This window comes from Actinomycetota bacterium (assembly GCA_018333515.1).
Taxonomy (GTDB): Bacteria; Actinomycetota; Aquicultoria; order Aquicultorales; family Aquicultoraceae; genus Aquicultor.
This window is the reverse complement of sequence record JAGXSZ010000022.1, coordinates 79,635-96,447: the sequence shown is the minus strand read 5'-3', so window position 1 is coordinate 96,447 and position 16,813 is coordinate 79,635. Positions and strand designations below refer to the sequence as shown.

At 54.3% G+C, this 16,813-nt stretch carries 14 protein-coding genes; all 14 read left to right on the top strand.

Annotated elements, in window-relative coordinates; genetic code table 11:
- Positions 1-46 precede the first annotated feature (46 nt).
- The 14 genes from plsX (at position 47) to ffh (ending at position 16,742) form a co-directional block, all read left to right on the top strand.
- Positions 47-1,051 (top strand): phosphate acyltransferase PlsX, encoded by a 1,005-nt coding sequence (gene plsX, locus KGZ93_05135; GenBank protein ID MBS3908994.1) that lies wholly within the window; start codon positions 47-49, stop codon positions 1,049-1,051.
- Complete coding sequence (locus KGZ93_05130) at positions 1,044-2,030, top strand: ketoacyl-ACP synthase III (GenBank protein ID MBS3908993.1); 987 nt, start codon at positions 1,044-1,046, stop codon at positions 2,028-2,030. The genes plsX and KGZ93_05130 overlap by 8 nt, the downstream gene beginning before the upstream one ends.
- Positions 2,031-2,043: 13 nt before the next feature.
- A complete protein-coding gene (fabK, locus tag KGZ93_05125; protein MBS3908992.1) occupies positions 2,044-3,006 on the top strand; it encodes an enoyl-[acyl-carrier-protein] reductase FabK in 963 nt (320 codons plus the stop codon).
- Between the two features lie 118 nt (positions 3,007-3,124).
- Positions 3,125-4,072: an ACP S-malonyltransferase gene (gene fabD / locus KGZ93_05120; GenBank protein ID MBS3908991.1), complete on the top strand. Its 948-nt coding sequence runs from the start codon at positions 3,125-3,127 to the stop codon at positions 4,070-4,072.
- On the top strand, positions 4,073-4,810 hold the full coding sequence (fabG, locus tag KGZ93_05115) for a 3-oxoacyl-[acyl-carrier-protein] reductase (GenBank protein MBS3908990.1): 738 nt from the start codon (positions 4,073-4,075) through the stop codon (positions 4,808-4,810). It begins immediately after the preceding gene.
- 90 nt (positions 4,811-4,900) lie between these two features.
- Positions 4,901-5,140, top strand: a complete 240-nt coding sequence (gene acpP / locus KGZ93_05110; protein ID MBS3908989.1) for an acyl carrier protein — start codon at positions 4,901-4,903, stop codon at positions 5,138-5,140.
- Between the two features lie 135 nt (positions 5,141-5,275).
- On the top strand, positions 5,276-6,253 hold the full coding sequence (locus tag KGZ93_05105; GenBank protein MBS3908988.1) for a nitronate monooxygenase: 978 nt from the start codon (positions 5,276-5,278) through the stop codon (positions 6,251-6,253).
- Positions 6,246-7,487, top strand: coding sequence for a beta-ketoacyl-ACP synthase II (fabF, locus tag KGZ93_05100; GenBank protein MBS3908987.1), 1,242 nt, complete (start codon positions 6,246-6,248; stop codon positions 7,485-7,487). Before KGZ93_05105 ends, fabF begins: the two co-directional genes overlap by 8 nt.
- A gap of 133 nt (positions 7,488-7,620) precedes the next feature.
- Positions 7,621-8,319, top strand: coding sequence for a ribonuclease III (rnc, locus tag KGZ93_05095; GenBank protein MBS3908986.1), 699 nt, complete (start codon positions 7,621-7,623; stop codon positions 8,317-8,319).
- A 46-nt stretch (positions 8,320-8,365) separates the two neighbouring features.
- Positions 8,366-11,896 (top strand): chromosome segregation protein SMC, encoded by a 3,531-nt coding sequence (gene smc, locus KGZ93_05090; protein MBS3908985.1) that lies wholly within the window; start codon positions 8,366-8,368, stop codon positions 11,894-11,896.
- Positions 11,897-12,156: 260 nt separating this feature from the next.
- Positions 12,157-13,257, top strand: coding sequence for a signal recognition particle-docking protein FtsY (ftsY, locus tag KGZ93_05085; protein MBS3908984.1), 1,101 nt, complete (start codon positions 12,157-12,159; stop codon positions 13,255-13,257).
- Between the two features lie 162 nt (positions 13,258-13,419).
- A complete protein-coding gene (locus KGZ93_05080; GenBank protein MBS3908983.1) occupies positions 13,420-14,337 on the top strand; it encodes a tetratricopeptide repeat protein in 918 nt (305 codons plus the stop codon).
- Positions 14,338-14,450: 113 nt separating this feature from the next.
- On the top strand, positions 14,451-15,236 hold the full coding sequence (locus KGZ93_05075) for a hypothetical protein (protein MBS3908982.1): 786 nt from the start codon (positions 14,451-14,453) through the stop codon (positions 15,234-15,236).
- Positions 15,237-15,407: 171 nt separating this feature from the next.
- Complete coding sequence (gene ffh, locus KGZ93_05070; protein MBS3908981.1) at positions 15,408-16,742, top strand: signal recognition particle protein; 1,335 nt, start codon at positions 15,408-15,410, stop codon at positions 16,740-16,742.
- The last annotated feature ends 71 nt before the right edge of the window (positions 16,743-16,813 follow it).

Genomic DNA, 16,813 nt, shown 5'->3' with positions numbered 1-16,813 from the left:
TACTGAAGAAATTGCGGGAGACGAGGCATAACACTCTATGGAAAAAATCGTCATAGCGGTCGATGCGATGGGCGGCGACAGCGGACCCGGTGAAGTCGTCCAGGGATGCGTTAACGCAGCCCGCATAGAGCCTCACATCGACATCGTGCTCCTCGGACCAAAAGACCTCTTGAGTAAAGAGCTGCCGCGCCTCGACGCGCCGGCGACAATACGTATCGAAGACGCGCTAGATGTCATTTCCATGGACGAGGAGCCGGCGTGGGCGATTCGAAACAAGCCGGCTTCGAGCATCGTAATCGGCAACAGACTGGTCAAAGACGGCAATGCCCAGGCGTTTGTCTCCGCCGGAAGCACGGGAGCCGTCATGGCCGGTGCCTTGCTTATCATGGGGCGAATAAAAGGAATATCGAGACCCGCCATAATGGTGAAGTTTCCGATGCGGGCGCGAGATGTTTACATCCTCGATGCGGGCGCGAACGCCGACTGCAGGCCCGAGAACCTCCTCGACTTCGCCATCATGGCGAACTCTTATTTAAAATCAGTGATGAAAGTCGTCAAGCCGAGCGTCGGCTTGCTCAGCATCGGCGAGGAACGCGGCAAAGGCAATGAGCTGGTAAAAGAAGCCTATGGTTTAATCGACCGGGCCGATTTGGACTTTTACGGAAACGTGGAGGGACGCGATATACCGCTCGGCACTACCGATATTGTCGTTTGCGATGGATATACCGGCAACATCGTGCTAAAGTTGTCCGAGGGACTCGTGTCGCAGGTACTGGCCGAGTTTAAGGCCATCGCGTCGAGTTCCTTACTTGCCAAGCTAGGCGGCCTGGTATTCAAGCCGGGCCTCATGAAGATGAAAGAGCGCCTCGACCCTGATGAGTATGGCGGAACCTTGCTCTTAGGAGTCGACGGTGTCTGCATTATATGCCACGGCAGCTCGTCGGCTAAGGCCGTCGGTAACGCGGTGCTCCAAGCGGTAAATGCCGTTCGCGGCGGAGTCGTCGGAAAGATTAAAGAAGACCTGAAAGGAAAACCGCAACTAAATGTCTAAGCACGCCGCCGGAATCGCCGGCATGGGAGTATACGTTCCCGAGAAGATACTGACCAATGCCGACCTGGAGAAGATCGTCGACACCAGCGATGAATGGATACGTGTGCGGACGGGTATCGTTGAGCGGCGGGTAGTCGAAGGCGATACCGCGACATCCGACCTCGCCGCGGAAGCGGCGAAAAACGCCATTGAGGACGCGGGCATTAAAGCCGAAGATATCGACCTTATACTGGTCGCGACCTCCACTCCCGACATGATATTTCCTTCGACCGCCTGCCTTGTCCAGACCAAGCTCGGGATAGACGGGTGCGCGGCCTTCGATTTGCAGGCCGCGTGCACCGGGTTCGTCTACGGTATGACGGTAGCTTCGCAGTTCATCGAGACCGGGATGTACGAGACTGTTCTGCTAATAGGCGCGGACGCTTTCACCCGCCACATAAACTGGGAAGACCGGGACACTTGCATTCTCTTCGGTGACGGTGCCGGAGCCGTGGTCTTGAAGAGAGTCGAGACCGGGTACGGCCTCATCGGCAGCTATCTCGCGGCGGACGGGCGCGGTGCCGATTTACTCAAGATACCGGCCGGGGGTTCCGCCAATCCGGGCAGCGAAGAGACGGTGCGCGACAAACTTCATTGTGTCCAGATGAACGGAAACGCGGTCTTCAAGTTCGCGGTGCGCATATTGCACGAAGCCGCCATCGGCGCGCTCTCAAATGCCGGAATGCTCGTTGACGAAATCGACTACCTCGTTCCGCATCAGGCGAATATCAGGATAATCGACTCGGCAGCCGCGAGGCTCGGTATTGATAAGAAGAAAATTATTGTAAACTTAGAAAGATACGGAAACACATCGACGGCATCGATTCCGCTCGCGCTCTACGACCTGTATCTATCGGGTCTTAAGAGGGGCGACAACCTGATGTTCGTAGGCTTCGGCGCGGGTTTGACGTGGGGCGCTAATATTGTCAAGTGGTATTAAGGAGGGGTCACAAATGCTTCGCACGAGACTTTGCGATTTGCTTGGCATAGAACATCCGATTATTCAAGGCGGTATGGCATGGGTCGCGACTGCGGAGCTTGCGGCCGCCGTTTCTAACGGCGGCGGACTCGGTATCATCGGAGGGGGCCACATGCCCACCGAGGTTTTAAGAAGCGAGATTAGAAAAACCAAGCTCCTCACCGATAAGCCTTTCGGCGTAAACCTTATGCTTTTGACCCCGCACATAGACGAACTGATACAGGTCACATTAGAAGAAGGTGTCCCGGTAATCACAACCGGAGCGGGTAATCCCGGCTCGTTTATAAATAGTTTCAAGGCCCGGGGAACCAAAGTGATTCCCGTCGTCCCGACGGTCGCGTTGGCTCAGAGGATGGAAAAGGTCGGCGCGGACGCGGTCATAGCCGAAGGCACCGAGGCCGGCGGTCACGTCGGCGAGCTTACGACGATGGTGCTCGTGCCGCAAATCGTCGACGCCGTCTCGGTGCCGGTAATAGCGGCGGGCGGCATCGCGGACGGGCGCGGGCTCGTCGCGGCGCTGGCGCTCGGGGCGAGCGGCGCGCAGATGGGGACGCGCTTTATATGCGCGACCGAATGCACGGCGCATGAGAACTACAAACTGAAAATAGTGGCGGCCAAGGATAGGGACACAACCGTAACCGCGAGGTCGACCGGCCACCCGGTCCGCGTTCTCAAGAACAAACTGAGCCGCGAATTTGAAAGGCTCGAGAAGGAAGGCGCTAAAATAGAAGACCTCGAGGAACTCGGCATTGGAAAATTGCGCGCCGCCGTCAAAGACGGCGAAGTGGATTTCGGCAGCTTGATGGCGGGTCAGAGCGCGGCGCTCGTAAAGCGGATAGAGCCGGCCGCGGATATCATAAACGAGATAGTCCGAGACGCCCAAGCGGTGATACTGAGACTTGAGGGTATAATGAGCGAGACATTGCCGCTAAGTTAGCACAGCCTAAGCCGGCACGGCCCTTCTTCGGCTTTGAGAAGGACGGACCACTTATTTGATTTGAATCGGCTGTTTACATGCGGCGCGGCAATAGAGATACGGGCAAGAAGGATAATGTATGTTGAGCAATGACGGCATAGCCTTTGTGTTTCCGGGACAGGGGTCACAATACATAGGCATGGGCAAAGAGCTTATGGGCGATTTTCCCGGGATAAAGGAGTACTTTTCGAATGCGTCGGACGTCGTCGGCAAAGACTTGCTCAAACTGAGCATTGAAGGACCGGAGTCGGAGCTTAACGATACCGTTAACACACAGCCTTGCCTCTATGTGCTCAGCTATGCGATATTCAAGATAATCGAAGACGAAGGCTTCAAGCCGCAGGTTATTGCCGGACACAGCCTGGGCGAATACACCGCGTTAGCGGCCTCGGGTAGCTTCAATTTCGAGGACGGATTGCGTATAGTCGCCAAGAGAGGACATCTTATGAGCAGCGAAGCGCGTAAACGCTCCGGCAAGATGCTGGCGGTCTTAGGCGCGGACATGCGCGGCGTCGATGATGTCGTCGATGAGATTTCAAAGGTCGGCGTTATATCGGTAGCCAATTATAATTGCCCGGGACAAATCGTCGTATCGGTAGAGGCAGGCCTGGCCGACCGGGCGGTAGACGCGCTCTCGGCCGTAGGCGCCAAGAAGATAATAGAACTCCCCGTAAGCGGGGCGTTTCACTCTAAAATGATGCTCGACGCGGAGAAAAGCTTCAACGCTTACCTGGATGATTTTATTTTCTTGACTGCGGGGACGCCAATCGTACAGAATACGACGGCAAAACCGACGATAAACCCGCGCGAAATACGAAACGCTCTTGAGGGGCAGATGTCGTCTCCGGTAAAATGGCAGCAATCGATAGGCGTGATGATAGGGCTGGGTATTAAGACCTTTGTGGAGATAGGTCCGGGGCAGGTCCTTTCGAAGATAATCAAGCGTATCGATAAGCAGGTCGAGGTATTAGCGACAGAAAAACCTTTATTGTTGGGCGAAGTCATGGCACGGCTAAAAGAGGTATAAATGAAGCTTAAGGGAAAGATTGCGCTGGTCACGGGCGGAAGCCGGGGCATAGGAGCGGCGATTTGCGAGCGGCTGGCGCGAGACGGGGCGTCTATCGCTTTTACGGGTCGCGACGCCCGCGCGGCCGATAATGTGTTAAAATCGCTAGCGAGGCATGGCACGGCTCTCTTTTACGAGGCCGACGTCACCGATAGGATGAGAATAGAAGAGGTCGTCGCGGAAGTAAACGCCAAGTTCGGCTCGCTCGATATCGTCGTAAACAACGCCGGAATCGCGCGCGATGCGCTCTTCATCAGGCTCAAAGAGGACGACTGGAACGCGGTGATCGAGACGAACCTTACCGGTATCTTCAACGTTACGCAGGCCTCGTCCAAGATAATGTTGAAGAAAAGAGCGGGGTCGATAATTAATATCTCGTCCGTTGTGGGGTTGACCGGAAATGCGGGTCAGGCCAACTACGCCGCTTCTAAAGCGGGTATCATAGGCCTTACCAAAGCGCTGGCAAAAGAATTCGCAAGCCGCAATCTGCGCGTTAACGCGATAGCCCCCGGATTTATCGAGACGGAGATGACGCGCGATTTAAAAGACGCCGTCCGCCAGAACTATCTGGACCGAATACCGCTGGGTTGTTTCGGAGAGCCGGACGATGTGGCGGCGGCCGTCGCTTTTCTCTCGTCCGAGGACGCGAGCTATATTACCGGGCAAGTTCTTGTGGTAGACGGCGGTATGGTGATGTAATATATAAGCGCGGCGGCGAGCGCCGCATGGGGGAGAGCATATACAATTTGTAAGCAAGTAAATATATATCTGACGAAAGGAGGTGTCTTTATGGCAAACGAGGAGCTTTTTGCGAAGCTTAAAGACATCATAGTCGAGCAATTAGGCGTCGACGCCGAAGAGATTTCACGAAAGACTTCATTTGTAGAAGACCTCGGTGCGGACAGTTTAGACATCGTCGAGCTTGTCATGGCGATGGAAGAAGAGTTCGATATCGAGATTCCCGATGAGGATGCGGAGAGTATCGCGACCGTTGAGGACGCGATAGATTATGTTGAGAACAAGACGTAATGCGCGTGACAGGGGCTCGGTTTAGGTAAGCCGAATAGTCCGAAAGTGCGGACTATGAAAGAGTTCGGGAGTTGGATGCGAGTTGATCATCGCCGCGTTTATCATAGTCATTAATGTGTAAGAAGAAGGAATTATATGAGTCTACCAAGCCTGCGCATAGGTGATTTGACGGCATCCAAGGCCGTTGTGCAAGGAGGCATGGCTGTTCGCATATCGATGGCCAAGTTGGCGGCGGCTGTCGCCAATGAGGGCGGCATAGGGCTTATTGCCGCCTCTGGATTGAAGCCGCCCGAGCTAGTTGAGAACATTAGAGCCGCCAAAAAGATGAGCAAAGGCATCATCGGTATAAACGCCATGGTAGCGCTTACGGAATTCGCAAACCTTGTCAAGGCCGCGATCAAAGAGCGAATCGATCTGGTGGTGGCGGGGGCGGGTTTCTCCCGCGACGCCTTCAAGTGGTGCGCGGAGGCGAATATACCATTTGTGCCTATAGTATCATCGGTTAAGGCCGCGAAGATGTCCGAACGCTTGGGAGCCGCCGCGGTTATTCTCGAAGGCAAAGAGGCCGGAGGACACCTGGGAACACTAGAGTCTACCTGGGATGTCCTGCCGAGCATAGTCGAAGCGGTCGACATACCGGTAATCGCCGCGGGCGGCATTTTAACCGGCGGCGACATGGCGAGAGCGCTCGGCATGGGCGCTAGCGGCGTGCAGATAGGTTCGCGTTTCGCGATAAGCGAAGAGTCAAACGCGGCGTTGGCCTGGAAGGAAGCGTGCATCGCCGCCGAGCCGGAAGACGTTCTTTTAATTCAAAGTCCGGTCGGATTGCCCGGCCGCGCCCTCAATAGTCCGTTCGTTAAGAAATTGATGGGCCTGGATGAGGACGCGCCGAAGGAGAAAGTCAAATGTAAAAAGTGTCTCAAGGAGTGTAAGAAGAACTTCTGCATTATAGATGTGTTGGTCAAAGCGCAACAAGGCGACCTCGAGAACGGCTTGATATTCTGCGGTGAGCGCATTGGAGAGATTAAAGAGATACTCTCGGTAAAAGAGATTTTCAGGCGGCTTGTCGAGGAGTACGACCTCGCGACGAGGCCGGTGAGCACCTATGGGTAGACGGGTCGTCATCACAGGGATGGGGCCGCTTACCTCGGGCGCTGTGGGGCTGGAAGAATTCTGGTCGAGCATCATCGGCGGGAAATCGGGGATCAAGCAAATCGAGCGATTTTCAACGGCGGGATATACGACGACAATCGCGGGTGAGTGCGCCGATTTTCAGCCGACCGACTACGTCGAAGCGAAAGAAGCGCGCCGGATGGACCGGTTTCAGCAGTTCGCGGTCGCAGGTACAGCGCTCGCTCTCGAAGACGCGCGATTTACGATAACCCAGGATAACGCCGATAGGACCGGCGTCATAGTCGGATCGGGTATCGGCGGCCTCGGCTCGATGGAAGAGCAATACCAGATTTTGCGAGAAAAAGGTCCGCGACGGGTGAGCCCGTTCGTGGTTCCGATGATGATAACCGACTTGGCCGCGGGCCACATCTCTATCATATTCGGAGCCAAGGGGCCGAACTTTTGCACGGTGTCGGCGTGCGCTTCGAGCAGCCACGCCATCGGCGAAGCCTTCGAGACGATAAAGCGCGATATCGCGGACGTCATCATAACCGGCGGCGCCGAGGCATCGATAACGCCGCTGGGGCTTGCGGCGTTCTGCGCCGCCAGGGCCCTTTCAACGAGAAACGACGAGCCTGCGCTGGCGAGCAGGCCGTTCGATAGCGAACGAGACGGATTTGTCATGTCGGAGGGCGCCGGTATTCTCATCGTCGAGGAACTCGAACACGCGCTGGCAAGGGGCGCGAAAATCTACGCCGAGATAATCGGGTACGGTGCGACGGGTGACGCCTACCATATAACCCAGCCGGACCCGAGCGGTTCCGGAGCGATTAGGGCTATGCGGATGGCGCTCGACGAGGCGCTTATCGAACCCGAAGAGGTAGACTATATCAACGCCCACGGCACGTCGACAGAGGTCGGTGATGTAGCTGAGACCAGAGCCATAAAGAGTCTCTTTGGTGCGCATGCGTATAATATGCCGGTAAGCTCGACCAAGTCGATGACGGGGCACCTGCTCGGTGCGGCCGGCGGTGTGGAGCTTATAGCGTGCGCGCTCGCCGTTGATCGCGGTACCGTGCCGCCGACGATTAATCTGGAAAGCCCAGACCCCGAATGTGATTTGAACTATGTCCCGAATACGGCCGTCTACGAGGATATTTCGGTGGCGTTATCGAACTCATTTGGGTTTGGCGGACATAACGCATGCTTGATAATTAAGAAATATACGCGTTAGTTGCGATTTAATTTATTCGATTAGGGCTTCGCCGAGACATAATGGCTAATAGCTCATAGATGATGACGAGTGCTATTAACTATGAGCTATGTGCCATACGTTTTTAGGGCAGCCCGCAAAAGGGGTTGAGAAGATGTCGTTACCTGAAAACATCGCCATGGCCGAAACATACCTGGATGTGGAGTTTGAAAACAAGCGGTTACTCTTCCAGGCGCTGACGCACAGGTCGTACAGCTTCGAGCAAGACTTGCCCGAGACAAACGAGAAGCTCGAGTTTTTAGGAGACTCCGTTCTCAACTTAAGCGTCACCGAGTATATCTATCATGAGTTTCCCGACTTGAACGAAGGAGATTTAGCGAAGCTTCGCGCGAACGTCGTCAACGCCAATTTTTTGGCCGATGTCGCCAAGACTTTACATGTTGGAGAATGCTTGCTTATGGGCAAAGGCGCCGAGCAGACCGGGGGTAGGACCCGCGTCTCGATTTTGGGTGACGCGCTCGAAGCCATTATCGGCGCTATCTACCTCGACCGGGGCATGGACGCCGCGAAGGCTTTTATTCTTGCAAACTTCTCCGACCTGGTGGATGATAGGGCCTCGAAAGGGCATTTCGGCGACCCGAAGACGAGACTTCAAGAGTTGGTTATGGCCAAATACGGCAACATACCGAGATATCGCACTGTCGAAGAATTCGGGCCGATTCACGATAGAAGTTTTATGGTAAAAGTCTATGTGAACGACCAGTTGTACGGGGGCGGCGTCGGTAAGAGCAAGAAGAAGGCCGAGCAAGAAGCGGCCAATGAAGCGTTAAATAAGCTCAGGCATGACCGGTAATATCGTGGGGAAAGTCTAAATAATAGCATTATGGGGAGAGCGACAATTGCAGCTAAAATCGTTGACGGTACGTGGCTTTAAGTCTTTCGCAGAACGGACAATACTCCGCTTTGAGCCGGGTGTTACCGCTATCGTCGGGCCCAACGGGAGCGGTAAGAGCAACATCAGCGATGCTGTGATGTGGGTTTTAGGTGAACAGAGCGCCCGAACGTTGCGGAGCGGCTCGATGGAGGACGTTATATTCGCGGGCAGTGCGGCAAGGCCCGCGTTGGGTATGGCCGAAGTCTCCCTTACGCTCAGCAATACCGATGGTACGCTGCCGATCGAGTTTAGTGAAGTGACCATAACGAGGCGCCTCTATCGCTCGGGAGAGAGCGACTACTACATAAACAACTCCCCGTGTCGGCTCCTCGATATTCAGGAACTCCTGTCCGACTCGGGTTTAGGCAAGGGCCTATACTCTATCATTGGACAAGGCCGTCTCGAAGAGATTCTCAGCAGCAAACCGGAGGAGCGGCGAAATCTTCTGGAAGAAGCGGCGGGAATTCTAAAGCATAAGAGGCGAAAGGAGCGCGCCATAAAAAAGCTCTCATCTATGGAGCAAAATCTGCAGCGCGCCAAAGACATCTCGCAAGAAGTCGGGCGCCGGCTCAAACCGTTGCAAAGCCAGGCCAATAAAGCCCATGAACATTTTGCGCTCAACCGGCGATTACGCACACTGGAAGTAAGCCTCGCCGTCATGGACCTCAAAGAATTGCAGCGGGACTGGGAAGAGGTCATCGCCAAGGAGACCCTGCTCGGCGGGGACCTAAGTGCGCTCAAAAAGGAACTCTCGGGCGAACATGGAACATCCGAGAAGCTCCAACTCGAATTCGAAACGAAGAATTTCTATTCCGGCGACATAAGTGAGAAACGAAGGAAATTGCAGTCATTCGAAGAGCGGCTGCGTTCAAGTATTATCGTTCTGGAGGAGAAGTTTAAGAACATCGAGCAAAGAATTGGCGATATCCGACACAACATATCCCAAGCTGAACAGCGAAAACATAGCCTCAACGACCAACAGAGATGGTTAGACAAGGAGCGGGCAGGCCTCGCGTCGGCGCTAGAAGCCAACGAAACCTCTGTTGTGGACCTCGAAGACAAAGTCAAAGCCCTAGAGAAGAAGCGGGGCGATCTGGAGGCCGACATCAGCAACCTCAAAGTCAAATCGCAGACCGAGACGCGCGCAGCCGAAGATTACCAGCGCTCCATCGGTGATTTACTACTCGCGATTCAGACGGCCGAGAACCAGCTCGAGTTCTTGAGGGAGGAATTCTCGTACGCGAAAAAGAACAAAGCGAAATTGTATCAGAGTGTCGAGGACAAAAAGCGCGAAATCGAAATGATCGGCATCGAACTCTCCCGACTTGAATTTCAGCTCAACGAAAACAGTATGCACTCGGAGCGGTTGTCCGCGGAGCTGGAAGACGCCCGTGAATCGGAGAGCGTGTTGCGCGAGGAACAAGCCGGCGTAAAGGCGCGAATACAAGCGCTGGCCGATATCATAGACTCCTTTCCGACCGGTGATGATATAGTGCAATCCCTTGGCTCGATAGAGATACCGAGCCTGTTGGGCCTCGTCAAGGATGTTATTACGGTAAAACCGGAGTATGAACGCGCTATCGAGGCGGTCCTCGGCGGCGATATATTCTGCGTCATCCTCGAAGACGCCGAGGACCTAGAAGGTATCGTACGCGCAAAACATCGCGAATCCGCTGGGATAACATCGTTCATCACCAGTGACCGGGCGCGGTTTAAGCTTCCGAACGACACCTTGCCGTTAGCGACATGGGCTCTCGAAGTCGTCTCGTACCCGGATGAGTTCAAATTCGCCATCAGCGCGCTATTGAGTCACGTCTACATCGTCTCGGGCATCGATTCGGCCCTACGGCTACAGGAGAAACTCGACCACGAGATAATCGTCACGACCGATGGCGAAGTCGTTCTCCCTAACGGCAAGGTAATTATTGGCGCCGCGAGTGAGGCGGTGGGAATACTCAGCTACCAGAGGGAGCTTAGGGAGCTGGGAGACGCGCGGAACGCGGTAGAGCAAAAGATGGCGCACATCCGTGACAAACGCCGGGAACTCGTTGATATGCTGAAGAGCCGGGAATCGAAAAAAGCGGATATTTGGTCGGTTATCCAGGCCAAACGCGTTGAACAATCTAAACTGAAGCAATCCCTCGCCGACATGGAGCCGGAGATTGAGCGTATAGCCGGTCGCGAAAGAGATATGCGCTCCAAGATCGACGGTCTGGAGACGAACCTTAAGCAAGACCGCGAGGACATACTCAAAATCAAGCAGGAATTGAAGCTCCATCGGGATAAGCTCTATTCGACTCAGTTCAAGCTCGACGACTCGGTGAAGACGCGCGATGCGTGGCTGGAGGACGAAACAAAGCTACGACTGGACCTCGGAAAGCTTGAGGTGGACATAGAGTCCATAAAAGATAAAGACGCAAACCATGCGCGCAGGCTTAACAATATTAGCAAGGAACTACACACCTTCGACGAGCAAACGGAGCAGGAACGCCGGTTCTTAGGCTTTATCGAAGCGCTTAAGGCAAGAGTATTGCCGCTCAAAACCGCCTATGGGATGCTCGTTGAGTCGGTGTCGTTCAGGCACGATCAGATATCGGAGATGGTTGCCTTTGAGGAGGGAACACTCGAGGATCTCCGCCAAGACCTGCGCCGGAGCCAACTCCACATAAGCAGGCTGAGTGACCGTATAGAAGCGACGGTCAAGAGCATACACGAACTGGAAGTCGGTAAGGCACAGCTCGAGCTTAAAGTGACGACCGCGGTTCAAAAAGTCGTCGACGAATTCGATGTGCCCCTCGAAAAAGCGCTCGAGCATGACCTTGGAATTTCGCGCGAAGAAGCCGAGACCGAATCGTCGGGGGTTCGCAGAAAATTAGCGATGCTCGGGCCGGTCAATCCTATCGCGGTCGAGGAGTACGAGCAACTTCAGGAGAGATATGCGTTCTTTACCGACCAGATTCAGGATTTACAGAGGAGTAAGCGCGCATTAATGAGGGTCATCAGCGCTATCGAACAAAAAATGCAGACTAAGTTCGTCGACACCTTCGAGCTGGTAAACGAGAGTTTCCAGAAGGTCTTTGAGTCGCTCTTTCCGGGCGGCCAGGCCGAACTTATCCTTAGTGAGCCCGATGACGTCGCCAACAGCGGGGTCGACATCATAGCGCAGCCGGGCGGCAAGAAGCTGCAAAGGCTCTCCTTGCTCTCAGGCGGCGAGAAATCGCTCGTCGCACTGGCCTTTTCGTTCGCGATATACCAGATTAAACCGAGCCCGTTTTATATACTCGATGAGGTCGAGGCGGCGCTCGACGATATCAACCTGCGGCGATTTATATCGCTAGTCAACAAAATACGAAGGGACAGCCAAATCCTTATCGTGACCCACCAGCGCCGGACGATGGAGGTAGCCGATTCGCTCTACGGTGTCTCCATGCAAGCCGACGGAGTCTCCCGTCTGATTTCACAGAAATTCAGCGAAGTCACCGTAGGCACTGCTTAACTCCACAGCCGGCTTCGTCGGCGTCGCTAGTCTGTGCAGGCAAAATGCCATATGTTATGATAATAATCTCCTGCAGGATTTTCATGGATTAGACACAGGGATTTTAACTGATCGTAGCTCAGCCCTTTAGGGCTGATAACGGCCATGCATATGCGATTATCAGGGCTAAAGCCCTGAGCTACGGGAGATTAAATATGAGCTGCAAAATCCCTGAGACAAAAGCCGCATTGAGTGACATAAACGATTGAGGTGCTGATCGAGTGAAATGGTTTAGGCGTCAAGAAAAACATGGTGAAGCGGAAGAGCTTGAGGCTATAGAAGTCGATGAGGCTGCGCGGGCCGCGGAAGAGGCGACTGATGAGGCGGCCGAAATAGAGCCGGAAGTGCTCGAAGAAGCCGATGTCGAGCCCGAAGATGTCTTCGAGGAAGAGAGCGACCAAGAGGACGTATCCTGGTTTGCGCGCCTCAAAAAAGGTCTGAGCAAGAGCCGAGAGAATATCGTCGGAAAAATCAGCACGCTCTTGACGATGCACGGCAAGATAGACGAAGAACTTTGGGACGAGATTGAATCCATTCTAATCCAGGCCGACCTTGGAATCCATTCGACGATGCGGGTCATCGACAGCGTGCGCGACATTGTGGAACGCGAGAGAATCAGCGACGCGGGAGAGGTGATGGGCCTGCTCAAAAGCGAACTCACCCGCATTCTGAAGACTGAAGCCCCGCAAACTCTCGACCATGCCGCCGGGCGGCGCATCTACCTGATAGTCGGCGTCAACGGCACCGGAAAGACGACCACCATCGCGAAATTGGCGCGAAGTTTTGTCAAAGAGGGGCGATCGGTCTTGCTCGGCGCGGCGGATACGTTTAGGGCGGCAGCCGTAGAGCAGCTCGATATCTGGGCTAAACGGATGGGTGTCGATATCGTAAAACACGAGCGCGGAGCCGACCCCGCCGCCGTCGTCTACGATGCTATCCATGCCGCCGCCGCGAGGCGCACCGATGTCCTTCTAATCGATACGGCCGGCCGGCTCCATACCTACGTCAACCTCATGGAGGAACTCAAGAAGATTAAGCGCATCGCCGAGCGCGAAAAAGGCGATGCCGACCTTCGGACATTGCTTGTAATCGATGCGACTACCGGCCAGAACGGTATAGCGCAAGCACGTCTTTTCGACGAGGCGCTCGACGTCGATGGAATCGTGCTGACAAAGCTCGACGGCACCGCCAAGGGCGGAATCATTTTAGCCATCCACGACGAACTGGCCATACCGATCCGATATGTCGGTGTCGGTGAAGGAATGGACGACCTCAAAGACTTCAACGCGGACGAGTTTATAGAGGCGCTCATCGGCTCTTAAGCGCGCCTTAAAATTGATTATTGCCGCGCCAACCCGCAGCGGACTTTGTCCCTAAAGATTCCAGAATTTAATCCGATAGAACATATATGCAGCTCACAGGCGACAGGTGTTGATGCCGCATATAACCCGTAGCCGACACAAAAATTTTGGAGGCCATACAACATGAAACTCGCGTTTGCAGTGGCGGTTAATATTTCGATCATCGCGTCCATCGTAATCCTCATCCGCGAGTACCGCGGGAAAACCGAACGGAAGTACCTGATAGGAGCAGCCGTCTTCGCAACAATGCTCTTGGTCGTTCTCGGCGGCTCGATAGCGGATATCTTCTCTCTAGCGCTGCCCGCCCTCATCCATAAGGCGAGTGACATTGTAGCGGTACCGGTATTTTTAGCGGCGGGAGCGGTCATATATTCAATCGCGGCTTCGAGCGAAGAGACCGTCAACGAGTCGCAAATCCGCGCTCAAAGACACGTCAGCCAAGGTAATTTTGCCATGGCCAAAGAGGAGATCGAGCTGGCAATCGCCGCCAATCCGAACGATGCGCTCAACTACTACGCGCTCGGTGTCATCCACTACAACTTGAAGCAATTCGGCAAAGCTCAGAAGAATCTCAAGCAAGCGGTCTTCATAGAACGAAGCAACTCTGACGCGTGGTTCCTGATAGGGCGAATCTATTACGAGAAATACGATTTCGACCGGGCTTCAAAGTATTTCGAAAAAGCCGTCGAGATAGACCCCGCGATGATAAAAGCGCGCTTCGGCCTCGCCGCCATATTATTCGAACGCGGACTGATTGATGAGGCGCAACACCACTACGCTAGGATTATCGAGGTCGACCCGATGAATGCCAACGCACACTACAACCTGGGCTCATGCTATCTCGAAAAAGAACTCTATCGCGAAGCGATTCGGGAGCACGAGATATCGGCGGGCCTCGATACCAACAATGCCTACGCGTATTATTGGATCGGGTATTCATATATCCGGCTCGATGATAAAAAGCGCGCGGGGCAAGCCTTTGCCAGGTCGCTGGAGCGCGGTTACGAGGGAGCGGCCGAAGCGCTCAAAGATCTGATCTAACGTGCTCGCTTCGACGGCGGTTTGCGGCCGGGCGGCGCGGTACCGCCGTTTTTTTTGAACCGCTATCGACGGTAAGTGGTGAGCATTTTGCATAGTTGTGGTACATTATCCGCATGAGCAAGAAACAGCCTATTCTATTCAGTATTTTCCAGGATGCTTTTTACTTCTTCGATAAGCATTGGATTGTAATAGTCGCGGGAGCATGTCTATCGGTCGGGCTCGCCGATATCGTCAGCTATCTCTTGAGCGTCTTCGTTCCGATGGGCGCTGTCGATCTCCGAGCCGCCACCGGCGGCGACATCAAGATCGAAAACTATATTCTTGTTGAAGCCGGAGCCGTTTTCCTCGCCGGCGTCTGGTTTCGCGGCTATATAGCGGTCCTCGTAGGGGGCGATGCCGGAGCGACCACGCCGAGCCTATCCAATGCCTTCAAAGCAGCGGCCAAACTCTATCCGCGTTTGCTCTCCGTGAATCTCGTCGCCATTATCATAACCTACAGCACGGCCGCTATCGGATTGCTCATCATGTCGGCAAATGCGCTCGGCGCTATCTTTCTCGTGCCGGCTATCTTGTTTTCCGTATGGTTCTCGCTGATAACTCCCGTCGCCGTCTTCGATAGCGCCAAGGGAATACTGCCGCGACTCAAAAGAAGCCGCGCGTTAGTCAGCGGCCACTTCATACAACTCCTTTTTCTCATGTTTGTAGTCGTTACGCCGACATTTGCCATGGCCGGTATCGGGGAAGAGACGTCGCTTTTCTGGCCGGTGCTGACCTTCGTCAATGTCAGCACCGCGATAATCGACGGATTGTTCGTCACTTTCGCCTACCATCGCCTGAGAGCCGCCCATGCGGCCGAACTTCTCGCCAAGAGGGATGCCGCACAGCCTTCCAATGATTAAAGCGCCTGACCCTGTGGGATTATCCGCGTGACCTGCGATGCGGTTTAATCCATGTTTTCGCGCCCCCATCCAAATCCTTGACAGTATTTACTACCTGGTATAATATGAACAAGGCTGGGAATAGTCTTCCCGGCTGAATTTCATTTACTTCCTATAAAAGTAGGGATTTTAGTGTTCGATAATCTGTCTACAAGGCTACAGGACATATTTGGCAAACTAAAATCGCGCGGAAAGCTCTCCGAGAAGGATGTCGACGCGGCCATGCGCGAGGTTCGCCTTGCGCTGCTCGAAGCCGATGTCAACTATAAGGTCGTTAAAGACTTCGTTTCCAAAGTAAAAGAGCGCGCTATCGGCGGAGAAGTCCTAGATAGCCTGACCCCCGGCCAGCAAGTCGTAAAGATAGTCAACGAGGGTTTGACCGAGTTGATGGGCTCGACCGAGAGCAAGCTGAGTTTCGCCCCGCGACCGCCGAGCATCATCATGCTGGTGGGACTGCAAGGGTCTGGTAAGACGACGACCTCGGCTAAGCTCGCGCACCACCTGAAGTCGAGCGGCAAACGACCGTTCCTGGTCGGCGCCGATGTCTACAGGCCGGCCGCGATCGACCAGCTGAGAACCCTTGCCGAAGAAAACAATATATTCTTTTATAGCGACGACCCGTCGACCGCGCCGCTGACGATAGTCAAAGACGGTGTCAGGGCCGCCAACCAGAAAGGCTCGGACGTCATAATCGTCGATACGGCGGGCCGCCTCCATATCGACGATGAAATGATGCAAGAGTTGGAGCAAATCAAAAGAGAAGTAAAGCCCCATCAGATTTTGCTCGTAGTCGATGCGATGACCGGCCAAGACGCTGTAAATGTCGCGCTATCGTTCCGCGAACGCCTCGACTTCGACGGCGTTGTGATGACAAAACTCGACGGTGACGCCCGAGGGGGCGCCGCGCTCTCCATCAAAGCCGTGACCGGGCGACCGATAAAGCTGGTAAGCGTCGGCGAGAAGATGGACAGCCTAGAGCCGTTCCACCCCGATCGCATGGCTTCAAGGATTTTGGGCATGGGCGATATTCTGACGCTGATTGAAAAAGCGCAGGCCAATATCGACGAAAAGCAAGCGCGGGAGATGGAAGATAAGCTGCGCAGAGCGGATTTCACCTTCGAGGATTTTCTCAACCAGATGGAGCAGATGCAAAAGATGGGACCGATAAACCAACTTATCAAGATGATTCCCGGCATGGGTAAACTGCCTAAAGATATTGCGGTCAACGACCAAGACTTGGCGCGTATCCGCGCTATAATACAATCGATGACACGCCAAGAACGGCTAACACCCAATATAATAAACGGCAGCCGTCGCGAACGCATAGCGAAAGGGAGCGGGACGGACACGCACCAAATAAACCAATTGCTCAAGCAGTTCGCTCAGACCAAGAAGATGCTAAAACAGCTCGGGAGCGTGCGGGGCAAGGGACGCATGCCGAAAGGGTCGTTCCCGTTTTTGGGGTAAACACTTATTAGCTGTAGGCTCGCGGGATGGGGGATTGGCCGGGCGATAAAGCGATTTAAGGCCCATGCCAC

Bases quoted from the DNA above. Each gene is read 5' to 3' on its own strand.
- KGZ93_05130 (MBS3908993.1), top strand. From the start codon at position 1,044: ATGTCTAAGCACGCCGCCGGAATCGCCGGCATGGGAGTATACGTTCCC.
- fabK (MBS3908992.1), top strand. From the start codon at position 2,044: ATGCTTCGCACGAGACTTTGCGATTTGCTTGGCATAGAACATCCGATT.
- fabD (MBS3908991.1), top strand. From the start codon at position 3,125: ATGTTGAGCAATGACGGCATAGCCTTTGTGTTTCCGGGACAGGGGTCA.
- fabG (MBS3908990.1), top strand. From the start codon at position 4,073: ATGAAGCTTAAGGGAAAGATTGCGCTGGTCACGGGCGGAAGCCGGGGC.
- acpP (MBS3908989.1), top strand. From the start codon at position 4,901: ATGGCAAACGAGGAGCTTTTTGCGAAGCTTAAAGACATCATAGTCGAG.
- KGZ93_05105 (MBS3908988.1), top strand. From the start codon at position 5,276: ATGAGTCTACCAAGCCTGCGCATAGGTGATTTGACGGCATCCAAGGCC.
- fabF (MBS3908987.1), top strand. From the start codon at position 6,246: ATGGGTAGACGGGTCGTCATCACAGGGATGGGGCCGCTTACCTCGGGC.
- rnc (MBS3908986.1), top strand. From the start codon at position 7,621: ATGTCGTTACCTGAAAACATCGCCATGGCCGAAACATACCTGGATGTG.
- KGZ93_05080 (MBS3908983.1), top strand. From the start codon at position 13,420: ATGAAACTCGCGTTTGCAGTGGCGGTTAATATTTCGATCATCGCGTCC.
- KGZ93_05075 (MBS3908982.1), top strand. From the start codon at position 14,451: ATGAGCAAGAAACAGCCTATTCTATTCAGTATTTTCCAGGATGCTTTT.